This is a genomic window from Candidatus Methylomirabilis sp., from assembly GCA_036000645.1.
In the GTDB taxonomy this organism is placed as follows: Bacteria; Methylomirabilota; Methylomirabilia; order Methylomirabilales; family JACPAU01; genus JACPAU01.
Map to the genome: position 1 here is coordinate 1 of DASYVA010000088.1, position 17,564 is coordinate 17,564.

General features: G+C 71.2%; 20 protein-coding genes. All 20 read right to left on the bottom strand.

The features are described 5' to 3' along the window. Window positions 1–95: 95 nt before the first annotated feature. Window positions 96–1,031 carry a riboflavin biosynthesis protein RibF gene (gene ribF / locus VGT06_05230; GenBank protein ID HEV8662533.1) on the bottom strand — a complete coding sequence of 312 codons (936 nt, stop codon included), beginning with the start codon at window positions 1,029–1,031 and terminating at the stop codon, window positions 96–98. A 2-nt stretch (window positions 1,032–1,033) separates the two neighbouring features. Further along, entirely contained in the window at window positions 1,034–1,990 is a 957-nt protein-coding gene (truB, locus tag VGT06_05235) for a tRNA pseudouridine(55) synthase TruB (GenBank protein ID HEV8662534.1), read from the bottom strand. Continuing rightward, a complete protein-coding gene (locus tag VGT06_05240; GenBank protein HEV8662535.1) occupies window positions 1,987–2,967 on the bottom strand; it encodes a bifunctional oligoribonuclease/PAP phosphatase NrnA in 981 nt (326 codons plus the stop codon). The genes truB and VGT06_05240 overlap by 4 nt, the downstream gene beginning before the upstream one ends. Next, window positions 2,960–3,325: a 30S ribosome-binding factor RbfA gene (rbfA, locus tag VGT06_05245; protein ID HEV8662536.1), complete on the bottom strand. Its 366-nt coding sequence runs from the start codon at window positions 3,323–3,325 to the stop codon at window positions 2,960–2,962. Before rbfA ends, VGT06_05240 begins: the two co-directional genes overlap by 8 nt. A gap of 113 nt (window positions 3,326–3,438) precedes the next feature. Further along, the gene (locus VGT06_05250) at window positions 3,439–3,729 is read right to left on the bottom strand and encodes a DUF503 domain-containing protein (GenBank protein HEV8662537.1); all 291 of its coding nucleotides are present in this window, start codon (window positions 3,727–3,729) and stop codon (window positions 3,439–3,441) included. 10 nt (window positions 3,730–3,739) lie between these two features. Beyond that, window positions 3,740–6,463, bottom strand: a complete 2,724-nt coding sequence (gene infB / locus VGT06_05255) for a translation initiation factor IF-2 (GenBank protein ID HEV8662538.1) — start codon at window positions 6,461–6,463, stop codon at window positions 3,740–3,742. Window positions 6,464–6,502: 39 nt separating this feature from the next. After that, the gene (locus VGT06_05260; protein ID HEV8662539.1) at window positions 6,503–7,105 is read right to left on the bottom strand and encodes a DUF448 domain-containing protein; all 603 of its coding nucleotides are present in this window, start codon (window positions 7,103–7,105) and stop codon (window positions 6,503–6,505) included. Continuing rightward, window positions 7,106–8,575 (bottom strand): transcription termination factor NusA, encoded by a 1,470-nt coding sequence (nusA, locus tag VGT06_05265; protein ID HEV8662540.1) that lies wholly within the window; start codon window positions 8,573–8,575, stop codon window positions 7,106–7,108. It lies immediately after the preceding gene. 30 nt (window positions 8,576–8,605) lie between these two features. Then, a complete protein-coding gene (rimP, locus tag VGT06_05270) occupies window positions 8,606–9,118 on the bottom strand; it encodes a ribosome maturation factor RimP (protein HEV8662541.1) in 513 nt (170 codons plus the stop codon). A 97-nt stretch (window positions 9,119–9,215) separates the two neighbouring features. Next, window positions 9,216–11,315 carry an elongation factor G gene (gene fusA / locus VGT06_05275; protein HEV8662542.1) on the bottom strand — a complete coding sequence of 700 codons (2,100 nt, stop codon included), beginning with the start codon at window positions 11,313–11,315 and terminating at the stop codon, window positions 9,216–9,218. 241 nt (window positions 11,316–11,556) lie between these two features. Next, window positions 11,557–12,144, bottom strand: a complete 588-nt coding sequence (gene rplQ, locus VGT06_05280; protein HEV8662543.1) for a 50S ribosomal protein L17 — start codon at window positions 12,142–12,144, stop codon at window positions 11,557–11,559. 5 nt (window positions 12,145–12,149) lie between these two features. Beyond that, entirely contained in the window at window positions 12,150–13,151 is a 1,002-nt protein-coding gene (locus VGT06_05285) for a DNA-directed RNA polymerase subunit alpha (protein ID HEV8662544.1), read from the bottom strand. 102 nt (window positions 13,152–13,253) lie between these two features. Then, window positions 13,254–13,880, bottom strand: coding sequence for a 30S ribosomal protein S4 (rpsD, locus tag VGT06_05290; protein HEV8662545.1), 627 nt, complete (start codon window positions 13,878–13,880; stop codon window positions 13,254–13,256). Between the two features lie 48 nt (window positions 13,881–13,928). After that, window positions 13,929–14,330: a 30S ribosomal protein S11 gene (gene rpsK, locus VGT06_05295; GenBank protein ID HEV8662546.1), complete on the bottom strand. Its 402-nt coding sequence runs from the start codon at window positions 14,328–14,330 to the stop codon at window positions 13,929–13,931. Window positions 14,331–14,364: 34 nt separating this feature from the next. Next, window positions 14,365–14,754: a 30S ribosomal protein S13 gene (gene rpsM / locus VGT06_05300; protein ID HEV8662547.1), complete on the bottom strand. Its 390-nt coding sequence runs from the start codon at window positions 14,752–14,754 to the stop codon at window positions 14,365–14,367. Window positions 14,755–14,766: 12 nt separating this feature from the next. Beyond that, window positions 14,767–14,880, bottom strand: coding sequence for a 50S ribosomal protein L36 (gene rpmJ / locus VGT06_05305; GenBank protein ID HEV8662548.1), 114 nt, complete (start codon window positions 14,878–14,880; stop codon window positions 14,767–14,769). Window positions 14,881–14,896: 16 nt separating this feature from the next. After that, on the bottom strand, window positions 14,897–15,115 hold the full coding sequence (gene infA / locus VGT06_05310; GenBank protein ID HEV8662549.1) for a translation initiation factor IF-1: 219 nt from the start codon (window positions 15,113–15,115) through the stop codon (window positions 14,897–14,899). Window positions 15,116–15,131: 16 nt separating this feature from the next. Then, complete coding sequence (gene map, locus VGT06_05315) at window positions 15,132–15,875, bottom strand: type I methionyl aminopeptidase (protein HEV8662550.1); 744 nt, start codon at window positions 15,873–15,875, stop codon at window positions 15,132–15,134. Window positions 15,876–15,895: 20 nt separating this feature from the next. Continuing rightward, entirely contained in the window at window positions 15,896–16,546 is a 651-nt protein-coding gene (locus tag VGT06_05320; protein ID HEV8662551.1) for an adenylate kinase, read from the bottom strand. Between the two features lie 22 nt (window positions 16,547–16,568). Further along, the coding region (gene secY / locus VGT06_05325) for a preprotein translocase subunit SecY (protein ID HEV8662552.1) at window positions 16,569–17,564 on the bottom strand (996 nt) is incomplete at its 5' end.

The following is a 17,564-nucleotide window of genomic DNA, read 5'->3' on the forward strand; positions in this document are numbered from 1 at the left end:
CGGGCGTCCCGGCCATCCGGAGCATCTTCAATGTTTTCGGGCACATACACTATCATAGAACAGACGCCGCCGCAAACGGATTTTCCGGCCGTGCCCTACCCCTCCTCGGCCCCGAGCAGACGCTCCGCAAAGGCCACGTCCTGTCGCATCTGAGCCACGAGCGCCGCCGCGTCCGGGAAGCGGATCTCATCCCGGATCCGGTGGAGGAGCGCCACGGTCAGCTCCACCCCCGGCCCGATCGCCTCGCTGAAGGGGGGGAGGAAGTGCACCTCCAGCCACCGACGCGTGCCGCCGAAGGTGGGGGCCACCCCCACGCTCATGACGGCTTTCCGCCAGGGCCCGCCCGCCCGGGCCCGGCCGGCGTAGATCCCGTCCGGCACCAGAACGTCCGCCCCGTCCAGGTTGGCCGTGGGGAACCCGAGCGCCTTTCCCCGCCCGGCCCCCGCCTGGATCGTTCCCAGGATGAGGTAAGGGCGGCCCAGGAGGGTCTGGGCTTCCCGGAGCTTCCCCTGGTGCAGCAGCTCCCGAATGAGCGTGGAGTGCACCGGCGTGCCCCCGACCGCGACCTCGGGGACGACCGTGACCATGAATCCCAGGGCCACCCCCAGGCGGACGAGTTCCTCCGGGGTTCCCTCCCGATCGCGGCCGAACCGGAAGTCGTCGCCGACGTGGATCCCCCGGACCCCCACCTGCCCCGCCAGGACCTCCCGGACGAAGGTCTCCGCGGAGAGGGCGGCCAGGGCGGGGGTGAAGGGGACCGCGATGTTGAGGGCGATCCCGTGCTCCTCCAGGATCCGGGCCTTCAGCGGAGGAGGCGTAATGAGCCGCGGGGCGCGGGAGGGCGCCAGGACGGTCAGGGGGTGATTCAGGAACGTGAAGACCGCGGCCGTTCCCGCCGCCCGCGCGTCCGCCACCACCCCCCGGAGGATGGCCTGGTGGCCGAGGTGGACCCCGTCGAAGACCCCCACCCCGCAAATAATCCGGGGGAAGGGCCGCTGCCTCAGGGCGGCGAGGTCCGACACCACCTGCATCGTCACGCGGCCCCGCTGAAGACCCGGACCGAGGTGAGGACGCTCCGGCGGGGGTCGGTGGCGGCGAAGTCGGCGGAGTCCAGGGCGACCCGGGCCAGGGAGAGGAGCTGCCGCCGGAACCCCAGGACCCGGACGAGGGCCCCCTTGCGGATGTCGGGCGGGAAGGCCACCACGGCCGCGGCGGCGATGGCCCCGCCGTGCAGGACCGCCGCGGTCGCCTCCGGGGCCACCCGGACCGCCGGCAGGTGGGCCAGCGCCTCGGCAATCGGGATCAGCACCTCCCCGCCCAGCCCGGCCTGCACCCGCTCCGTGAGCTCCGTGAGGGTCAGGGCATCCTTCACCTCGAAGCGGCCGGACCGCGTGCGGGTGAGGCGGGCCAGGTGGGCCCCGCAGGAGAGGACGCGCCCGACGTCGTCGCAGAGGGTCCGGGCGTACATCCCCTTCCCGCACCTGACCCAGAGGTCGACCTCGGGGGGCTCGAAGCGGGTGCACTTCACGTCGTACACCGTGACGGTCACGGGAGCCCGCTCCACCACCTGCCCCTTGCGGGCCAGACGGTACAGGCGCTCCCCCTGGACCTTCTTGGCCGAGAAGAGGGGGGGGATCTGCTGGATCTCCCCCCGGAAGCGGGTGAGCGCCGCCTCCAGCTGCTCCCGGGTCACGTGGGACCAGTCTTTCTCCTCCAGCACCTTGCCGTCCGCGTCCAGGGTGTCGGTGGTCACCCCCAGGTGCATGGTGAGCTGGTACTCCTTGTCGGCAGCCATCAGGTACTGGGCGATCTTGGTGGCGCGGCCGAGACAGATCGGCAGCACCCCGGTCCCCTGCGGGTCCAGCGTCCCGGTGTGGCCCACCCGGCGTATCCCGTAGAGGCGGCGGACGGCGTCCACCACGTCGTGGGAGGTCATCCCCGCCGACTTGTTCACATTGAGGACGCCGCTCCACTCGCGCCGGTTCGTCATCCCCGCCCCTCCCCCCCCGCCTGCCGCAGCTCCCGCTCCACCGCCGCCAGGACCGCCCCCCGGGCGGCCGCGAGGTCCCCGGGCACGTGGCAGCCGGCGGCGTTCCTGTGGCCCCCGCCCCCGAAGGTCGCCGCCACCGTTGCCACGTCCGCCCTGCCGCGGGAGCGGAGGGAGACCCGGACCCCGTCGCCGCTCAGCGCCTTGAAGAGGAGGGCCACCTCCACCCCGGCGATGGAGCGGGGGTAGTTGATGAAGCCCTCCAGCGCATCCGGCGCAAGCCCCACCTCGGCCAGGTCGGCCGCGGTCACCTCCATCCAGGCCACCTGGCCGTCGCGACTGAGCTCTAGGGTCCCGAGGCAGCGAGAGAGCAGCCGCAGCTCTCCGGCGTCCCGCTGGTCGTACAGGGAGGCGGTGATCTCGGCCGGGACGGCCCCCGCCTCCACCAGCGCGGCGGCCACCCGGAGCGCCTCCGGGGTGGTGTTGCTGTAGTGGAAGGAGCCGGTGTCGGTCAGGATCGCGGCATAGAGGTTGATGGCCACCGGGGGGGAGATGGGATGCCCCAGGGCCCGGAGCAGATGGTAGACCATCTCCCCTGCCGAGGAGGCTTCCGGGGCCACCCAGTTGAGGGTCCCGAAGCGCACGTTGGTCTTATGATGGTCCACGTTCAGCACCGGGGCACTCACCCCGGCGAGGAGCCCCCCCACCCGCTCCGGGTCGCTGGTGTCCACCACCACGACGCAGTCGAGGGGGGCCGGGAGCCGCTCGGCCCGCACCAGCTCGGATGCCCCCGGGAGGAAGCGGAGGGTCCGGGGGAGGGGGTCGGCGTTGTAGGCCACGGCGGCCTTCCCCTGCTCCTTGAGGGCCAGGGTGCAGCCGAGCGCCGCGCCGATGCAGTCCGCCTCCGGAGTGATGTGGGAGAGCACCGCCACCCGGTGCACGGCCCGGAGGGTCTCCACCATCCGGGAAAGATCACCCATCCGCCGGGTCCTCCCCTGCCGGATGGAGCCCCCGGAGGAGGCTGGCGATGCGCATGGCGTGGTCGAGGGAGGAGTCGTTGAAGAAAGCGAGCTCGGGGATCACCTTCAGCCGGAGGCGGCGGCCGAGCTCCCCGCGCAGGAAGCCGCTCGCCGCCCGGAGGCCGGCGAGGGTCTGGTCTTCCACCCCCTCCCCCGCCCGGGTGATCACGTAGATCCGGGCGGCCCGCAGGTCCGGGCTCACCGCGACCTCGGTGATGGTGACCATGCCGACCCGGGGGTCCTTCACGGTCCGGAGGAGCAGCTCGCTCAACTCTTCTCGAATCAGGTCGCCGACGCGCTGGGCGCGCGAGTGGGGCATACCACCTCGGAGGCTAGTGCCGGGCCAACGAACGTCGCCTCACCGTGATGCTCGTCATGTGGCCCGGCACCCACCGACCGCGTGAGCATGATCTCCGATTCGTCGGACTCACACTAGTCGTGGGTCACGACGTCGATGCTGTAGTCCAGGAGCCGGGCGTCGCGGTCCCCCTCGATATGGTTGATGACCTTGTTCAGGGTCTCGTCCACCAGCCGGGCGTCGTTGCTCACCACCGCGACCCCCAGCGTGGCGCGCTGCCACGTATCCTGCCGGTCCACCTCGGCGATGGAGACATTGAACCGCGCCCGGATCCGGTCCTTGAGGCTCCGGAGGACCTGGCGCTTGCCCTTCAGGGAGCCGCTGTCGGGGATCTGCAGCTCGACCACGCAGGTGCCCACCACCATGGAACCACCCTCACAGTTTGGGGGCCACGGCCTCCAGGTCGTAGATCTCGATGATGTCTCCCACCTTGATGTCGCCGAAGCCCAGGAGCCCGACGCCGCACTCGTATCCGGTGGTGACCTCCCGGACGTCGTCCTTGAAGCGGCGCAGGGAGGCCACCTTCCCTTCGTGGACGACCCGGCCGTCCCGGACCAGCCGGACGGTGGCGTCCCGCACTACCTTCCCCTCCTGGACGAAACAGCCGGCCACGGTGCCCACCTTGGGGACGTTGAAGGTGTTGCGCACCTCCAGGCGCCCCACGTGCCGCTCCACGTACTGGGGCTCGAGCAGGCCCTCCATGGCCTTCTTCACCTGGTCCACCGCCTCGTAGATGACGGTGTGGAGCCGGACATCCACCTGCTCCGTCTCCGCCAGCTTCTGCCCCTTGGGCTCCGGCCGGACGTTGAACCCCAGGATGACGGCGTTGCCGGCAGCCGCCAGCATCACGTCCGACTCGGTGATCGCGCCCACGCCGGTGTGGATCACCTCGAGCTGCACCTGCGGGGTGCTGAGGCGCTCCAGGGACTCCTTGAGGGGTTCGATGGAGCCCTGCACATCCCCCTTCAGGATGAGCCGCAGCTCCTTCACCTCTCCCTTCTGCACCTGCTTGTGCAGGTCGTCGAGGGTCACGCGGGGCTTCGGCGCCGCGGCCAGCTCCCGCTGCTTCTGCTGGCGGGCCAGGGCGATCTGGCGGGCCTTCCGCTCGTCCCCCACAGCGAGCAGGGCGTCGCCCGCCTCGGGCACCCCCGAGAGGCCCAGGACCTCCACCGGCGTGGCGGGGCCGGTCTCCTGGACCTTGCGGCCCTTGTCGCTCACCATGGCCCGGACCCGGCCGTAGTGCAGGCCGGCGACGACGGGGTCCCCCACCCGCAGGGTCCCCTGCTGAACCAGGACGGTGGCCACCGGCCCCCGCCCCTTATCCAGCTCGGCCTCGATGACGGTCCCCTTGGCCGGCCGGGTCGGGTTGGCCTTGAGCTCCTGCACCTCCGCCAGGACGAGGAGGTGGTCCAGAAGGTTCTCGATCCCCTGCCGCTTTTTCGCCGAGACCTCCACGTAGATGGTGTCGCCCCCCCACTCTTCCGGGACCAGGCCCTTATCCGACAGCTGCTGTTTGACCCGGCCGGGGTCGGCATTCGGCTTGTCGATCTTGTTGACGGCCACCAGGATGGGGACGTTCGCGTCCTTCGCGTGATTGATGGCCTCCAGGGTCTGGGGCATGACCCCATCATCCGCCGCCACCACCAGGACCACGACGTCGGTCACCTGCGCGCCGCGCGCCCGCATGGCGGTGAAGGCCTCATGGCCCGGCGTGTCCAGAAAGACGACCCGGCCGTTCGGAATCTCCACCTCGTAGGCGCCGATGTGCTGGGTGATCCCGCCGGCCTCCGAGGCGGCCACGCTGGTGTGCCGGATCGCGTCGAGCAGGGAGGTCTTGCCGTGGTCCACGTGCCCCATGATGGTGACCACCGGGGCCCTGGGGCGGAGCTGCGTGCGGTCCTCCACCTCGGCGACCGCCGCCTCCTCCAGCTCCTCGGGCGGCGCCACCTCCACCTCGAGCCCGAAGTTGGCCGCCAGCTTCCGGATGACGTCGGCGGCCAGCGTCTGGTTCACGGTGGCCAAAATGCCCAGCTTGATGAGCTTCTTGATGAGCTCGCTGGGGTTCTTCGTGAGTTTCTCGGCCAACTCCTTCACCGTGAGGTTCTCGGGCACCTTGATGACCTGCGGCGCCGCCGGGGGGGCGGGGGCCGCCTCGGTGGCCGGCGGGGGCGCGGGAGCTGGAGGACCGGCCGGCTTGGGCGGGGCCGCGGGGGGCGCGGCGGCCTTGGCCACCGGGGGGGCGGCCGGCTTCACCGCAGGGGCTGCGGGGGCCGGCAGCCTCAGTGCGGGGGCACCCGGGGGGACCGGCCGCGACGGCGCGGCGGGCACGGGCGGCTTGGCGATCCGGAAGCCCACAGGTCGGGCCGGCTGCGGCGCGGCCGGTTTGGGGGGGGGCACCACCGGAAAGCCGGGCTTCCCAGGAGCCGTCGGAGCGGCCGGGCGGGCTGCGGTCGGGGGTCCGGGGGGACCCGGCTTGACCGGGGGGGCCGTCGGCGCTGGGGGCCTAGCCGCTGCAGGGGCCGTTGGCTGAGCCGGCACCGCGGGCTGAACCGGTGCCGCGGCCTGAGCGGGCGCCGCGGGCCTGGCGGGCGCCGCCGGCGGCGCCGGTGGGGTGAGGGCTTGCGGGGGCTGGGCGGCAGGTGGGGCCGGCGCCGGGGCGCTGGGCCTGATCTGGCTCGGGGCCGGCTTCGCATGCCGCGGGACCGGACCCCGCGTGAGGATGCGCGAGGCGGGCGGCTTCGCCGCGACCTCGACAGCCGGGGTCGGGGGGGTCGCGAGGGGTAGAGGGGTCGTGGTCGTTGCCGGCGGCTTGGCCCGGGCCTTGGCTGGGGGAGCCTTGGCTTTCGCCTTGGAGGGGGCCTTCGCCTCCGCCGTCCTCTTCGTCGCAGTCGGCTCGCCCTTGGCCCGGGTCCCGGCGCCCGTCGATTTCGCGGCCGGCTTGCCCCCCTTCTTGCCTGCCAGGACGGCGCGGGCCGCCGCCTCGTCCACGGCGCTGCCGTGGGTCTTCACCTCCATCCCGCCTGCCTGGAGGAGGGCCAGCACCTCCGCGTTCGACTTCCCCACGGCCTTCGCCAGCTCAGAAACTCGGATCTTGGGCACGCTGACCACCTCCCCCTCTGCGGCCGGCCCGCTCACTGCTCACTCCTTGCCCTCACCCGCCCGCGGCGCCGGCAGAACGTTTTTGGACAGCACCTCCAGGAGGCCGCGCGCGAGGTCCGGGTCGGTGACCGCCACCACCGCCCGTGGCGGCATCCCGAGCGCCTCCCCCAGGCCCGCAGCGGCGAGGGGAGAGACCATCGGGACCCCGCGCAGGGACGCCAGGCGCTCCCAGCGCTTGGCCTCGCTCGCTCCAGCGTCGGAGGCGACCAAGAGGAGCGCCGCCTCCCCCGCCTTCAGGGCCCGCTCCGCCGCCTCGTGGCCGGCGGCGACCCGGCGGGCCCGGCGACCCAGCCCCAGGAGGCGGCTGACCTTCCCTCGCACCGCTTCGACCACTGCCTGAAGCACCCCCTGCGTGGTCAGGCGGCCCACGTCGCCGCGAAGCACCCGAGCGAAGCCCCGCCGCGCCACGGCGCGCCCGATGCACGCGGGGTCCGGGCAGGTGTAGGCTCCCCGCCCACCTCCCGCGAGATCCACGTCCGGGATCAGGCCCCCCGGGCCCCGTCGGTATCGGACCAGGGCCGTTTGCGGCCGCACGGCGCGGCACCCGATGCAGGTCCGACGCGGCGGCGCCGGCGAAGCCACTTAGCCCCCGGCCCGCGGGCCCGCCCCTTCCTCCCCTTCCGCCGCCGGAACCACCTCCGCCGAATCCCCCGCCGCTTCCGGCTCCTGGGAGGGAGCCTCCCCCCCCTCGGTCACCCCCGCCTCCTCCGCCGGACCGGCGACCTCGGCGGCAGCCGGCTCCTGCGGCGCCGGGGCAGCGACTTCGGCGACGGGCTCCGGCGCCGCCTCGACAACCACCCGGTACTCCCGGATCACCTGGAGGATCTTCTCGGCGGTCTTCGCCCCGATCCCCTTGACGGCGGTCAGCTGCTCGAGGGTTGCCTGCCGCAGGGCCGTCAAGGTGCCGAAGCCGGCCTCCGTGAGCCGCTCGGCCGTCTTCTCCCCGATCCCGGGGAGGGCGGTGAGCGGGACCGCCGCCTCGGCCGCGGCGTAGGCGGCGGCCGCCGCGCGCTCCCGCTCCAGCTCCGCCCGGCTCTTGATGTCCACCTTCCAGCCGACCAGCTTGGCGGCGAGTCGGGCGTTCTGGCCCCGCTTGCCGATGGCAAGAGAAAGCTGCTCGTCGGCCACCACGACCGTCAGGGTGTGGGCCTCCTCGTTCGCGTAGACCGTGCTGACCTCGGCCGGCTGCAGCGCGCTCTTGATGAAGTCCACGGGGTTCTCCCGCCAGGGCATGATGTCGATCTTCTCCCCCTGCAGCTCCCGCACGACCGCCTGGACGCGGGACCCGCGGTACCCCACGCAGGCCCCGACGGGGTCCACGTTGGGATCCCGGGAGAGGACGGCGATCTTGGCCCGCTCCCCCGGTTCCCGGGCGGCCGCGCGGATCTCCACGACCCCTTCGGCGATCTCGGGGACCTCCAACTCGAAGAGGCGCATCAGCATCCCCGGGTGCGTGCGGGAGAGGACGATCTGGGAGCCCTTGGGGACCTTCTTCACGTCCAGGATGTAGGCCCGGATCCGGTCCCCCGGCCGGTAGTCCTCCCGGGCGAGCTGCTCGCGCGGGGGCAGGATGGCCTCGGCCTTCCCGACGTTGACGATGACGTTCCCCTTCACCACCCGCTGGACGAGGCCGGTGATGAGCTCCCCCTCCTTGCCCTTGAAGGCGTTGTACACCGAGTCCCGTTCCGCCTCGCGGACGCGCTGGATGATGACCTGCTTGGCCGTCTGGGCGGCGATGCGGCTGAAGCCCTGGACCGGCATCGGCATCTCGCTCTTGACCTCGTCCCCCAGCTGGGCCTCGGGGCTCACGCCCCGGGCCTCCTCGAGGCCAAGCTCCACCTTCGGGTTGACGACCTCCTCCACGACCTTCTGGACCTTGGAGAGCCGGAAGGTCCCGGTCCCCTGGTCGAACTCGATCCGCAGATCGTAGGCCCCCAGCGTCTTCCGGGCCGCGGAGAGGAGGGCCGCCCCCACCGTGTCGATGAGGACGTCGCGCTCAATCCCCTTCTCCCGTCCGATCTGCTCGATCACCTGCTGCAGGTCCGCCGTCATCGCGTCCCTCCGACCCTCGGCCGTTTCAGTCTAGCGTCGCCGGGTACCTCCGGCAAGCCCCGGACCGCTGCGCTCCCCCGGGAACCGCAGCCGGGCCCGGTCGATGGCGCCCCGTGGGATCCGGACCAGGCGCGGTCCCGGAAGTTCCAGCAGGACGACCTCCCCCTCGCACCCGCGGAGGATCCCGACAAAGTGCCGCTGCCCGTCCACCGGGGCGACGGTGGACACCCGGACCGGCAGGCCGGCGAAGCGGACGAAGTCCTCCGGCCGAGTGAGCGGCCGCTCCACGCCGGGGGAGGAGACCTCCAGGGTGTACGCGTGGGGGATCAAGTCCTCCACATCCAAGAGGTCCCCCACCTGCTCGCTCACCCGCTTGCAATCGGCGAGCCCCACCCCGCCCGGCTTGTCCATGAGCACCCGCAGGACCCAGCCTTGCCCTTCGCGGCGGAACTCCAGGTCCACCAGCTCGCACCCCTCCCCCCGGAGGACCGGGTCTACCACCGCCCGGAGCCGCGCGAGCAACGCCGCGTCAGGACCCCTCACCGCCGCCTCCACAAAAGAAAAAGTGGGCAGCGGGCCCACTTTTTCGACCACGTCCAGTGTATCAGGACGCGGGGCCGGCGACAAGGGGAAAAAGTCGTTACGGTTCCTCTCCCCCCTCCCCCGCCGCCTTCTTCGCCTCCGCCACGACCCGCTCCTGGATGGGAGGCGGGACCTCCTCGTAGTGGGAGAACTCCATCGTGTAGTCCCCCCGATCGGCCGTGAGGGACCGGAGTTGGGGGGCGTATTCCAGCATCTCCGCGAGCGGCACCTGGGCCTTGATCGCCTGGTTCCGGGCGCGGCCCTCCACGCCCATCACCCGCCCCCGACGGCTGTTCAGATCCCCGATGATGTCCCCCACGCACTCGTCCGGTGCCACGACCTCCACGGTCATAATCGGCTCCAGCAGGACCGGGGTGGCCTGGGCCGCGGCCTTCTTGAAGCCCAACGAGCCGGCGATCTTGAAGGCCATCTCCGAGGAGTCCACGCTGTGGTAGGACCCGTCGTAGAGGGAGATCCGCACGTCCACGACGGGATGGCCGGCCAGCACCCCCCTCTCCAGGGCCTCCACGATCCCCTTCTCCACCGCCGGGATGAACTGCTTGGGGATCACGCCGCCCACGATCTGATTGACGAACTCGTACCCCTTCCCGCGGGGCAGGGGCTCCAGCTTGATCCAGCAGTCGCCGTACTGCCCTCGGCCCCCCGTCTGCTTCTTGTACCTCCCCTGGGCCTGGACCGTCCCCCGGATCGTCTCCTTGTACGGGACGCGCGGCTTCTGCATCTGGACCTCAACCCCGAACTTCCGCCGCAGGCGCTCCACGGCCACCTCGATGTGGGGCCGCCCCATCCCCGAGATGAGGGTCTCCCTCGTCTGCTGGTCCCGGCCGACCTGCAGGCTCGGATCCTCCTCGCGCAGCCGCGCGAGCGCCACGCTCATCCGCTCCTCGTCCCCCTTCGACTTCGGGGCGATGGCGTACGAGATGACCGGGTTCGGCAGCACGATCGGCGTGAGCAGCAGGGGCGCCTTCTCGTCGGCCAGGGTGTCCCCGGTGGCAGTCTCCTTCAGCTTGACCAGCGCGCAGATCTCCCCCGGTCCCACGGCCGGGACCGGCGTCTGGGCCTTCCCCCGGACCAGGGCCAACTGGCCGATGCGCTCCTTCACCTGCCGGGTCGCGTTGTAGGCCGCCGCGTCGGCGCTCAGGACGCCGCTGTAGACCCGGACCAGGGAGATCTTGCCGGCATAGGGGTCGGCAAAGGTCTTGAAGACCTGGGCCACCAGGGGGGCCTCCTCCCGGGGGGGGCGGCTCACCCGCTGCTGGGTCTTCGGGTCGGTCCCCTCCACCGGGAACCGGTCGGCGGGGCTCGGGAGGTAGTCGGCGATGAAATCCAGGAGCGCCTGGATCCCCATCACCTTGGTGGCGGAGCCGCAGCAGACCGGGATGAGCTTCCCCAGCAGGATGGCCCGCCGGAGCCCCGCCTTCAGGTCCGCCTCCTCCAGGGTCCCTGCCTCCAGGTACTTCTCCAGGAGGGCATCGTCCGATTCCGCCACCTGCTCCAGGAGGGCATGGCGGGCTGTCTCCGCCTCCTTGGCGAGCTCGGCCGGGATGGGCCCCTCCGCGACCTTCCCGGTGCCATCGGGCGTCGAGGTGAGCGCCCGCATGGTGAGGAGGTTGACGACCCCCCGGAAGGCTGCCTCTGCCCCCATGGGGAGGATCACCGGGGTGGCGTGCGCGCTCAGGTTCTTGCGGGCGTCTTCCAGCACCCGGGAGAAGTTGGCCCGGTCCCGGTCCATCTTGTTCACATAGAGGACGCGGGGGATGCCCTCGGCCTCGGCGTAGCCCCAGACCTTGGTGGTGGTCACCTTGACCCCGGAGGCGGCGCTCATCAGGATCAAGGCGGTATCCAGCACCCGCACCGCCACGCGGGTATCGGCCAGGAAGTTGGAGAACCCGGGGGTATCCACCAGATTGATCCGGTGCCCCTTCCACTCGCAGAACGCCACGGCCACGTTGATGGATTTCTGCTGCTTGACCTCGTCCTCCTCGAAATCCGTGCTGGTGGTCCCGTCCTCGACCCGGCCGAGCCGGGGGAGCGACCCGGTCGCAAAGAGGATGGCTTCGGTGAGGGAGGTTTTCCCATCCCCCCCGTGGCCCAGCAGTCCCACGTTCCGGATCCTGGCGGTGTCGAATCCCTTCATGGATCGCCTCGTTTGATGGGCGCGTCGGGGGACACGGCGGCCCAACCGGAGGACCCCGGCGCCGGAACATCCGGAGGTGCGGGGAGGGACGGGCCAGGGGCAGCCGGCCCGGCCAAGGGACATCTGAGGAGAGGATACGGCAGGGACACCGCGGCTGGCAAGGCAAAACCCCGCGAGCAGGACCGCCCCCCCCGGTGCGCGGACCGGGGAGGGCGGGCCCCTCCTCCCACCGGGATCGTGCCTACTCGGCGGCGGCAGCCGCAGCGGCAGCGGGCGGGACCGGAGCGGCGCGTGGCCCCTCCCGGCGGCGGCGCCGGCGGCGGCCCGACCGGCCCTCGCCCCGAGCGGAGGAGGCAGCCGGAGTGCGCTCTCCAGCGGCGCCGACCGCGGCCGGGGCTTCCCCTTCCGCCCCGGCCGGCGCCCCGGCACCCCCTTCCCGGCCCTTCCGGGCGGGCCGGGCACGCTCGGCGACCTCCGCCCCGATCAGCTCGATCGCCGCCAGCGGCGCCCCGTCCCCCATCCGGTACTCCAGCTTCGTGATCCGCGTGTAGCCGCCATTGCGCCCCCGATACCGGCTCCCGAGGGCGTCGAAGAGCTTCTTGAGGACGCGCTCGTCCTGGACCACCTCGGCCGCCTGCCGGCGGGCGTGCAGGTCCTCCCGTTTGGCCAGGGTGATCATCCGCTCGGCGATCTTCCGCAGCTCCTTGGCCTTCGCCTGGGTGGTGATGATGCGCTCGTGGAGCAGCAGGGACGTGGCGAGGTTCCGGAGGAGCGCCTCCCGGTGCTCCGTCGTCCGCCCCAGCTTGCGCCGTGCCTTGCGGTGCCGCATGGTGGTTACTCCGCCTGCTTCCGGACGCCGGCCCCCGGCGGAAACTCGGCCGGGTTCATCCCGAACCGGAGCCCCATCCCCTCGAGGATCTCCTTGATCTCGTTCAGGGACTTGCGCCCGAAGTTCTTGGTCTTCAGCATCTCCGCCTCGGTCTTCACGACCAGCTCGTGGATGTACCGGATGTTCGAACTCTTCAGACAGTTGGCGGAGCGGACGGAGAGCTCCAGCTCGTCCACGCTGCGGTTCAGGTTCTCCACCATCTGCTCCCGCGCCGCATCCACCACCGGCTCCTCGAGCTCGGCTTCCTCCTCGAAGTTGATGAAGATGGTGAGGTGGTCCTTCAGGATCTTGGCCGCGTAGGCCAGGGCATCCTGGGGGAGCACGGAGCCGTCGGTCCAGACCTCCAGGATGAGCCGGTTGTAGTCGGTCGCCTGACCGACGCGCGTGTCCTCGACCTGGAAGTTCACCCGGCGGATGGGGGAGAAGATCGCGTCCACGGCGATCACGTCCACGGCCTGCCCCTCCCGCTTGTTCCGCTCCGCCGGGACATAGCCGCGTCCCCGCTGAACCTCCAGCTCCATCTCCAGCTTCCCGTCCTTGTCGAGCGTCGCGATGAAGAGCTCCGGGTTCAGGATCTCCACGTCGGCGTCGGTGAGGATCTGGGCGGCGCGCACCTCCCCCGCCCCCGTCGCCTTCAGCGCCAGGGTCTTGGGGTGGTCCACCAGCAGCTTCAAGCGCAGCCCCTTGATGTTCAGGATGATGTCCGTGACGTCCTCCTTCACCCCCGGGATGGAGGAGAACTCGTGGAAGATGCCGGGGACGCGGAGGGTGGTCACGGCCGCTCCCTCGATGGAGGAGAGGAGGACCCGGCGCAGGCAATTGCCCAACGTCAGCCCGAGCCCCCGCTCCAGCGGCTCGGCGATGAACTTGCCGTACGTGCTGGTGAGGGTCTCCAGCTCGCACTCCAGCCGCTTGGGCTTCTGGAAGCCCCTGAACTTCTGCAACATCCACAACCTCCTCAGGCCCCCGCCGCCCTGCCCGTCCGCCCCTCGGAGGGGCGACGCCCGGCGACGTCGGCCCGCCCGAGAGCGGGGAGCCCGGCCCGCCGCCTACTTGGAGTAGAGGGCCACGATGAGATGCTCTTCCACCGGCAAGGCCGCGTCCTCCCGGGTCGGGAGGCTCCGGACCGTTCCCTTCAGCCCCTCCGGGTCCACCTCCAGCCAGGCGGGGGTCGGCCGCTTCCTGGCCGACTCCAGGGCCTGGCGGATGGCCGTGAGCTCCCGGCTGCTCGGCCGCACCTGCACCACGTCCCCCACCCGGACCAGGGCGGAGGGGATGTCCAGCTTCTGCCCGTTCACCTGAATGTGGCCGTGACGGACGAGCAGGCGCGCGGCCGCGCGCGAAGGGGCGATCCCGAGCCGGTGGACCACGTTATCCAGCCGCTGTTCGAGGAGGCGGACCAGGTTCTCGCCTGTGACGCCCCGCTGCTGGGTGGCCATCTGGAAGTAGCGGCGGAACTGGCCCTCCAGCACCCCGTAGATCCGCTTCATCTTCTGCTTCTCGCGGAGCTGGAGGCCGTACTCCGAGCGCTTGATCCGCCGCTGCCCGTGCTCCCCGGGGGCATACCCCCGTTTGTCGATGGCGCACTTGGAGGTGTGGCAGCGATCCCCCTTCAGGAAGAGCTTGATGCCCTCCCGGCGGCACAGCTTGCACACCGCATCCGTGTAGCGAGCCACTGCTCCGTCTCCTTGGGTGGGGCGTCCCCGCCGCCAGCGCCTTCCGGGCTAGACCCGACGGCGCTTGGGGGCCCGGCACCCGTTGTGCGGAATGGGGGTGACGTCCTTGATCGCCGTGATCTCGAGCCCGGCCGCCTGCAGCGAGCGGATCGCCGCCTCCCGGCCGGCCCCCGGCCCCCGGACGTACACCTTGACCTGCTTCATCCCGTGAGACATGGCCTTCTGGGCCGCGTTCTCCGCCGCCGTCTGCGCGGCGAAGGGCGTGCTCTTCCGGGAGCCCTTGAACCCCACGCTCCCCGCGCTGGCCCAGCTGACCACGTTGCCCGCAGGGTCCGTAATGCTCACGATCGTGTTGTTGAAGGTCGCCTGGACGCAGGCGATCCCGATGGCGATGTTCTTGGCATCCTTCCGGATGGTCCGGGGTCCCGCCCGCCGCCGTGGTGCCACCATGCCTCACTCCTCTCCGGGGGCCGCACCCCCGGGGCTACTTGGCCGGAGCGGCCGCCTTGGCCCGCTTCGCCCCGACGGTCCGCCGGGGGCCCTTCCGGGTCCGGGCGTTGGTGCTGGTCCGCTGTCCCCGCACCGGCAGGCCTCGCCGGTGGCGGAGCCCCCGGTAGCACCCGATGTCCATCAGGCGCTTGATGTTCATGGAGACCTCCCGCCGGAGGTCCCCCTCCACCCGGTACTGGCCCTCGATCACCCGCCGGAGGCGGTTCACCTCGTCCTCTGTCAGATCCTTGACCCGGGTCGCCGGACTGACCTGGGACTCCCGGAGGATCTTCAGGGAGGAGGAGCGCCCGAGCCCGTAGATGTAGGTGAGCGCCACCTCCAGCCGCTTCTCCCGCGGCAGGTCCACCCCCGCGATGCGCGCCACGGCTCCCCCTCCCTACCCCTGCCGCTGCTTGTGGCGGGGGTTCTCGCAGACGATGCGGACCACGCCCTTCCGGCGGATCACCTTGCACTTCTCGCAGATCAGCTTCACCGAGGGCCGGACTTTCATCGCCCCCCCCTCCCCACTATTTGTACCGATAGATGATCCGGCCCCGGGTCAGGTCGTAGGGGGAAAGCTCCACGATGACCTTGTCTCCCGGCAGGATCCGGATGAAGTGCATCCGCATCTTGCCCGAGATGTGGGCCAGCACCTTGTGCCCGGTCTCCAGCTCGACCCGAAACATGGCATTGGGGAGAGGCTCGACGACCGTCCCCTCCACCTCGATCGCCTCCTCCTTCGCCATGCCTCCCGCCCCCTCCTCAGACCTGGGTCAGGATCTCCACCCCCTCCTCGGTGAGGGCGATGGTGTGTTCGAAGTGCGCCGAGAGCGACCGGTCCTTCGTCACCGCCGTCCAGTTGTCCGGGAGGATCTCCACCTCCGGACCCCCCGCGTTCACCATCGGCTCGATGGCGAGGACCATCCCGGGCGTGAGCTGCGGCCCCCGCCCGGGCGGGCCGTAGTTGGGAATCTGGGGGTCCTCGTGCAGCGCCTTCCCGATCCCGTGCCCCACGAAGATTCGGACCACCGAGAACCCGTGGGTCTCCACGTGGGTCTGCACGGCGTGGGAGATGTCCGAGAGGTGGCCGCCGAGCCGGACCGCCCCGATCCCGCGCATCAGCGCCTCCTGGGTCACCCGGAGGAGCCGCGCGGCCTCCTCGCTCACCTCCCCCACCGGGATCGTGAGGGCCGAGTCCCCGTAATACCCCTCCACGATGGTCCCCAGATCCAGGCTCACGATGTCCCCGGCCCGGAGGCGCCGCTCCGAGGGGAGGCCGTGAACCACCTCCTCGTTCACCGAGACGCAGAGGCTGAAGGGGTAGTCCCGGTACCCCTTGAAGGCCGGCTGCGCCCCCCGCTTGCGCAGGTACTCCTCGGCGAAAGCGTCCAGGTCTACCGTCCGCACCCCCGGCGCGACCTGCGCGGCCACGGCCTGCAGGGCCTCCGCCACCAGCCGGTTGGCTTTCCGGAGGAGCTCAATCTCCCAGGACGCCTTCCGCTCGATGTACCCCTTGATGGCCGTTCCTATCCTTCCGCGTCCAGGAGACGGCAGATGCGGGCGAAGACCTCGCTCACGTCCCCCCGCCCGTCCACCTCCTTGAGGAGTCCGCGCCCCCGGTAGTAGGCCACCAGGGGGGCGGTCTGCTCCCGGTAGACCGCCAGCCGCTTCCGGATCGTCTCCTCCCGGTCGTCTTCCCGCTGGAGGAGGGCGCCCCCGCACCGGTCGCACACGCCCGCCCGGCGGGGCGGGGCGGTCTCCAGGTGATAGGCGGCCCCGCAGCTCCCGCAGGACCGGCGGCCGCTCAGGCGCCGGACCAGCTCCTCCGGGTCCACCGTGAGGCTCACGACCGCGGTGAGCGGCGTTCCGAGGGCCTGGAGCGTCTCCCCCAGGGCCTCCGCCTGGGCCGCGGTCCGGGGAAAGCCGTCCAGGATGTACCCCCTGGCGCAGTCGGGGGCGGCCAGGCGCTCCCGGATGATCCCGATGACCACTCCGTCCGGGACCAAGGCCCCCTGGTCCATGTAGCCCTTGGCCTCCCGCCCCAGGGGGGTCCCAGCGGCCACCGCCGCCCGGAGGATGTCCCCGGTGGAGACCTGGGGAATGCCGAGCCTGTCGCTCAGGCGCTGGGCTTGCGTCCCCTTCCCGGCCCCCGGCGGGCCCAGCAGGATCAGCCGCACCGGCGGCCCTCCCGGGCCTCCCCTACCACGTCCTCCCCTTCAGCCGGCTCTTCTTGAGGAACCCCTCGTAGTGGCGCATGAGGAGGTGGGCCTCGACCTGCTGGACCGTGTCGAGGGCCACGCCCACGACGATCAGCAGGGAGGTCCCGCCGAAGAAGAAGGGGACGTTGGTCCACAGGATCAGGGTCTCGGGCAGGATCGAAATGGCGGCCAGGTAGATGGCCCCCACCAGCGTGATCCGGTCCAGGACGCTTTCGATGTAGTCCGCCGTCTTGGGGCCCGGCCGGATGCCGGGGATGAATCCCCCGTACTTCTTCATGTTGTCGGCCACGTCGTCCGGCTTGAAGATGATCGCGGTGTAGAAGTAGGTGAAGAAGATGATGCCCGCCGCGTAGAGGGCAAAGTACAGCCAGGTCCCGGGGGCTAACGCCGCGGTGATCGCCTCCGTCCAGGGGGTCTTCACGAACTGGGCGATGGTGGCCGGGAAGACCAGGATGGAGGAGGCGAAGATGACGGGGATGACGCCCGCCGTGTTGACCCGGAGCGGGATGTGGGTGCTCTGCCCGCCGTAGATGCGGCGCCCCACCACCCGCTTGGCGTACTGGACCGGCACCCGGCGCTGCCCCAGGGTCATCACGATCACGCCCGCCACGACCGCCACCATCAGGACCACCAGGAAGAGGAACGTGTAGATGGCCATCTCCCCCGTTTGCAGGAGCCGGAAGGAGTTGGCGACGGCCTCGGGGAGCCGCACGATGATGCCGGCAAAGATCAGGAGGGAGATCCCGTTGCCGATCCCCCGCTCCGAGATCTGCTCCCCCAACCACATGATGAAGATGGTCCCGGCCACGAGGGTAAGGGTGGTGGTGAAGCGGAAGCCCCACCCCGGCTGGGGGACGACGAGCTGGCCGCCGACGTTCTGGTTCTCCAGCCCAAGGGCGATCCCCAGCCCCTGCACCGCCGACAGGAATACCGTCCCGTACCGCGTGTACTGGGTGATCCGCCGCCGCCCCGCCTC

Bases quoted from the DNA above. Each gene is read 5' to 3' on its own strand.
- VGT06_05285 (HEV8662544.1), bottom strand. From the start codon at position 13,151: ATGTTGCAGAAGTTCAGGGGCTTCCAGAAGCCCAAGCGGCTGGAGTGC.
- rbfA (HEV8662536.1), bottom strand. From the start codon at position 3,325: ATGCCCCACTCGCGCGCCCAGCGCGTCGGCGACCTGATTCGAGAAGAG.
- VGT06_05240 (HEV8662535.1), bottom strand. From the start codon at position 2,967: ATGGGTGATCTTTCCCGGATGGTGGAGACCCTCCGGGCCGTGCACCGG.
- nusA (HEV8662540.1), bottom strand. From the start codon at position 8,575: ATGACGGCGGACCTGCAGCAGGTGATCGAGCAGATCGGACGGGAGAAG.
- rplQ (HEV8662543.1), bottom strand. From the start codon at position 12,144: ATGCGGCACCGCAAGGCACGGCGCAAGCTGGGGCGGACGACGGAGCAC.
- ribF (HEV8662533.1), bottom strand. From the start codon at position 1,031: ATGCAGGTGGTGTCGGACCTCGCCGCCCTGAGGCAGCGGCCCTTCCCC.
- truB (HEV8662534.1), bottom strand. From the start codon at position 1,990: ATGACGAACCGGCGCGAGTGGAGCGGCGTCCTCAATGTGAACAAGTCG.
- VGT06_05250 (HEV8662537.1), bottom strand. From the start codon at position 3,729: ATGGTGGTGGGCACCTGCGTGGTCGAGCTGCAGATCCCCGACAGCGGC.
- fusA (HEV8662542.1), bottom strand. From the start codon at position 11,315: ATGAAGGGATTCGACACCGCCAGGATCCGGAACGTGGGACTGCTGGGC.
- rpsK (HEV8662546.1), bottom strand. From the start codon at position 14,330: ATGGTGGCACCACGGCGGCGGGCGGGACCCCGGACCATCCGGAAGGAT.
- rpmJ (HEV8662548.1), bottom strand. From the start codon at position 14,880: ATGAAAGTCCGGCCCTCGGTGAAGCTGATCTGCGAGAAGTGCAAGGTG.
- infA (HEV8662549.1), bottom strand. From the start codon at position 15,115: ATGGCGAAGGAGGAGGCGATCGAGGTGGAGGGGACGGTCGTCGAGCCT.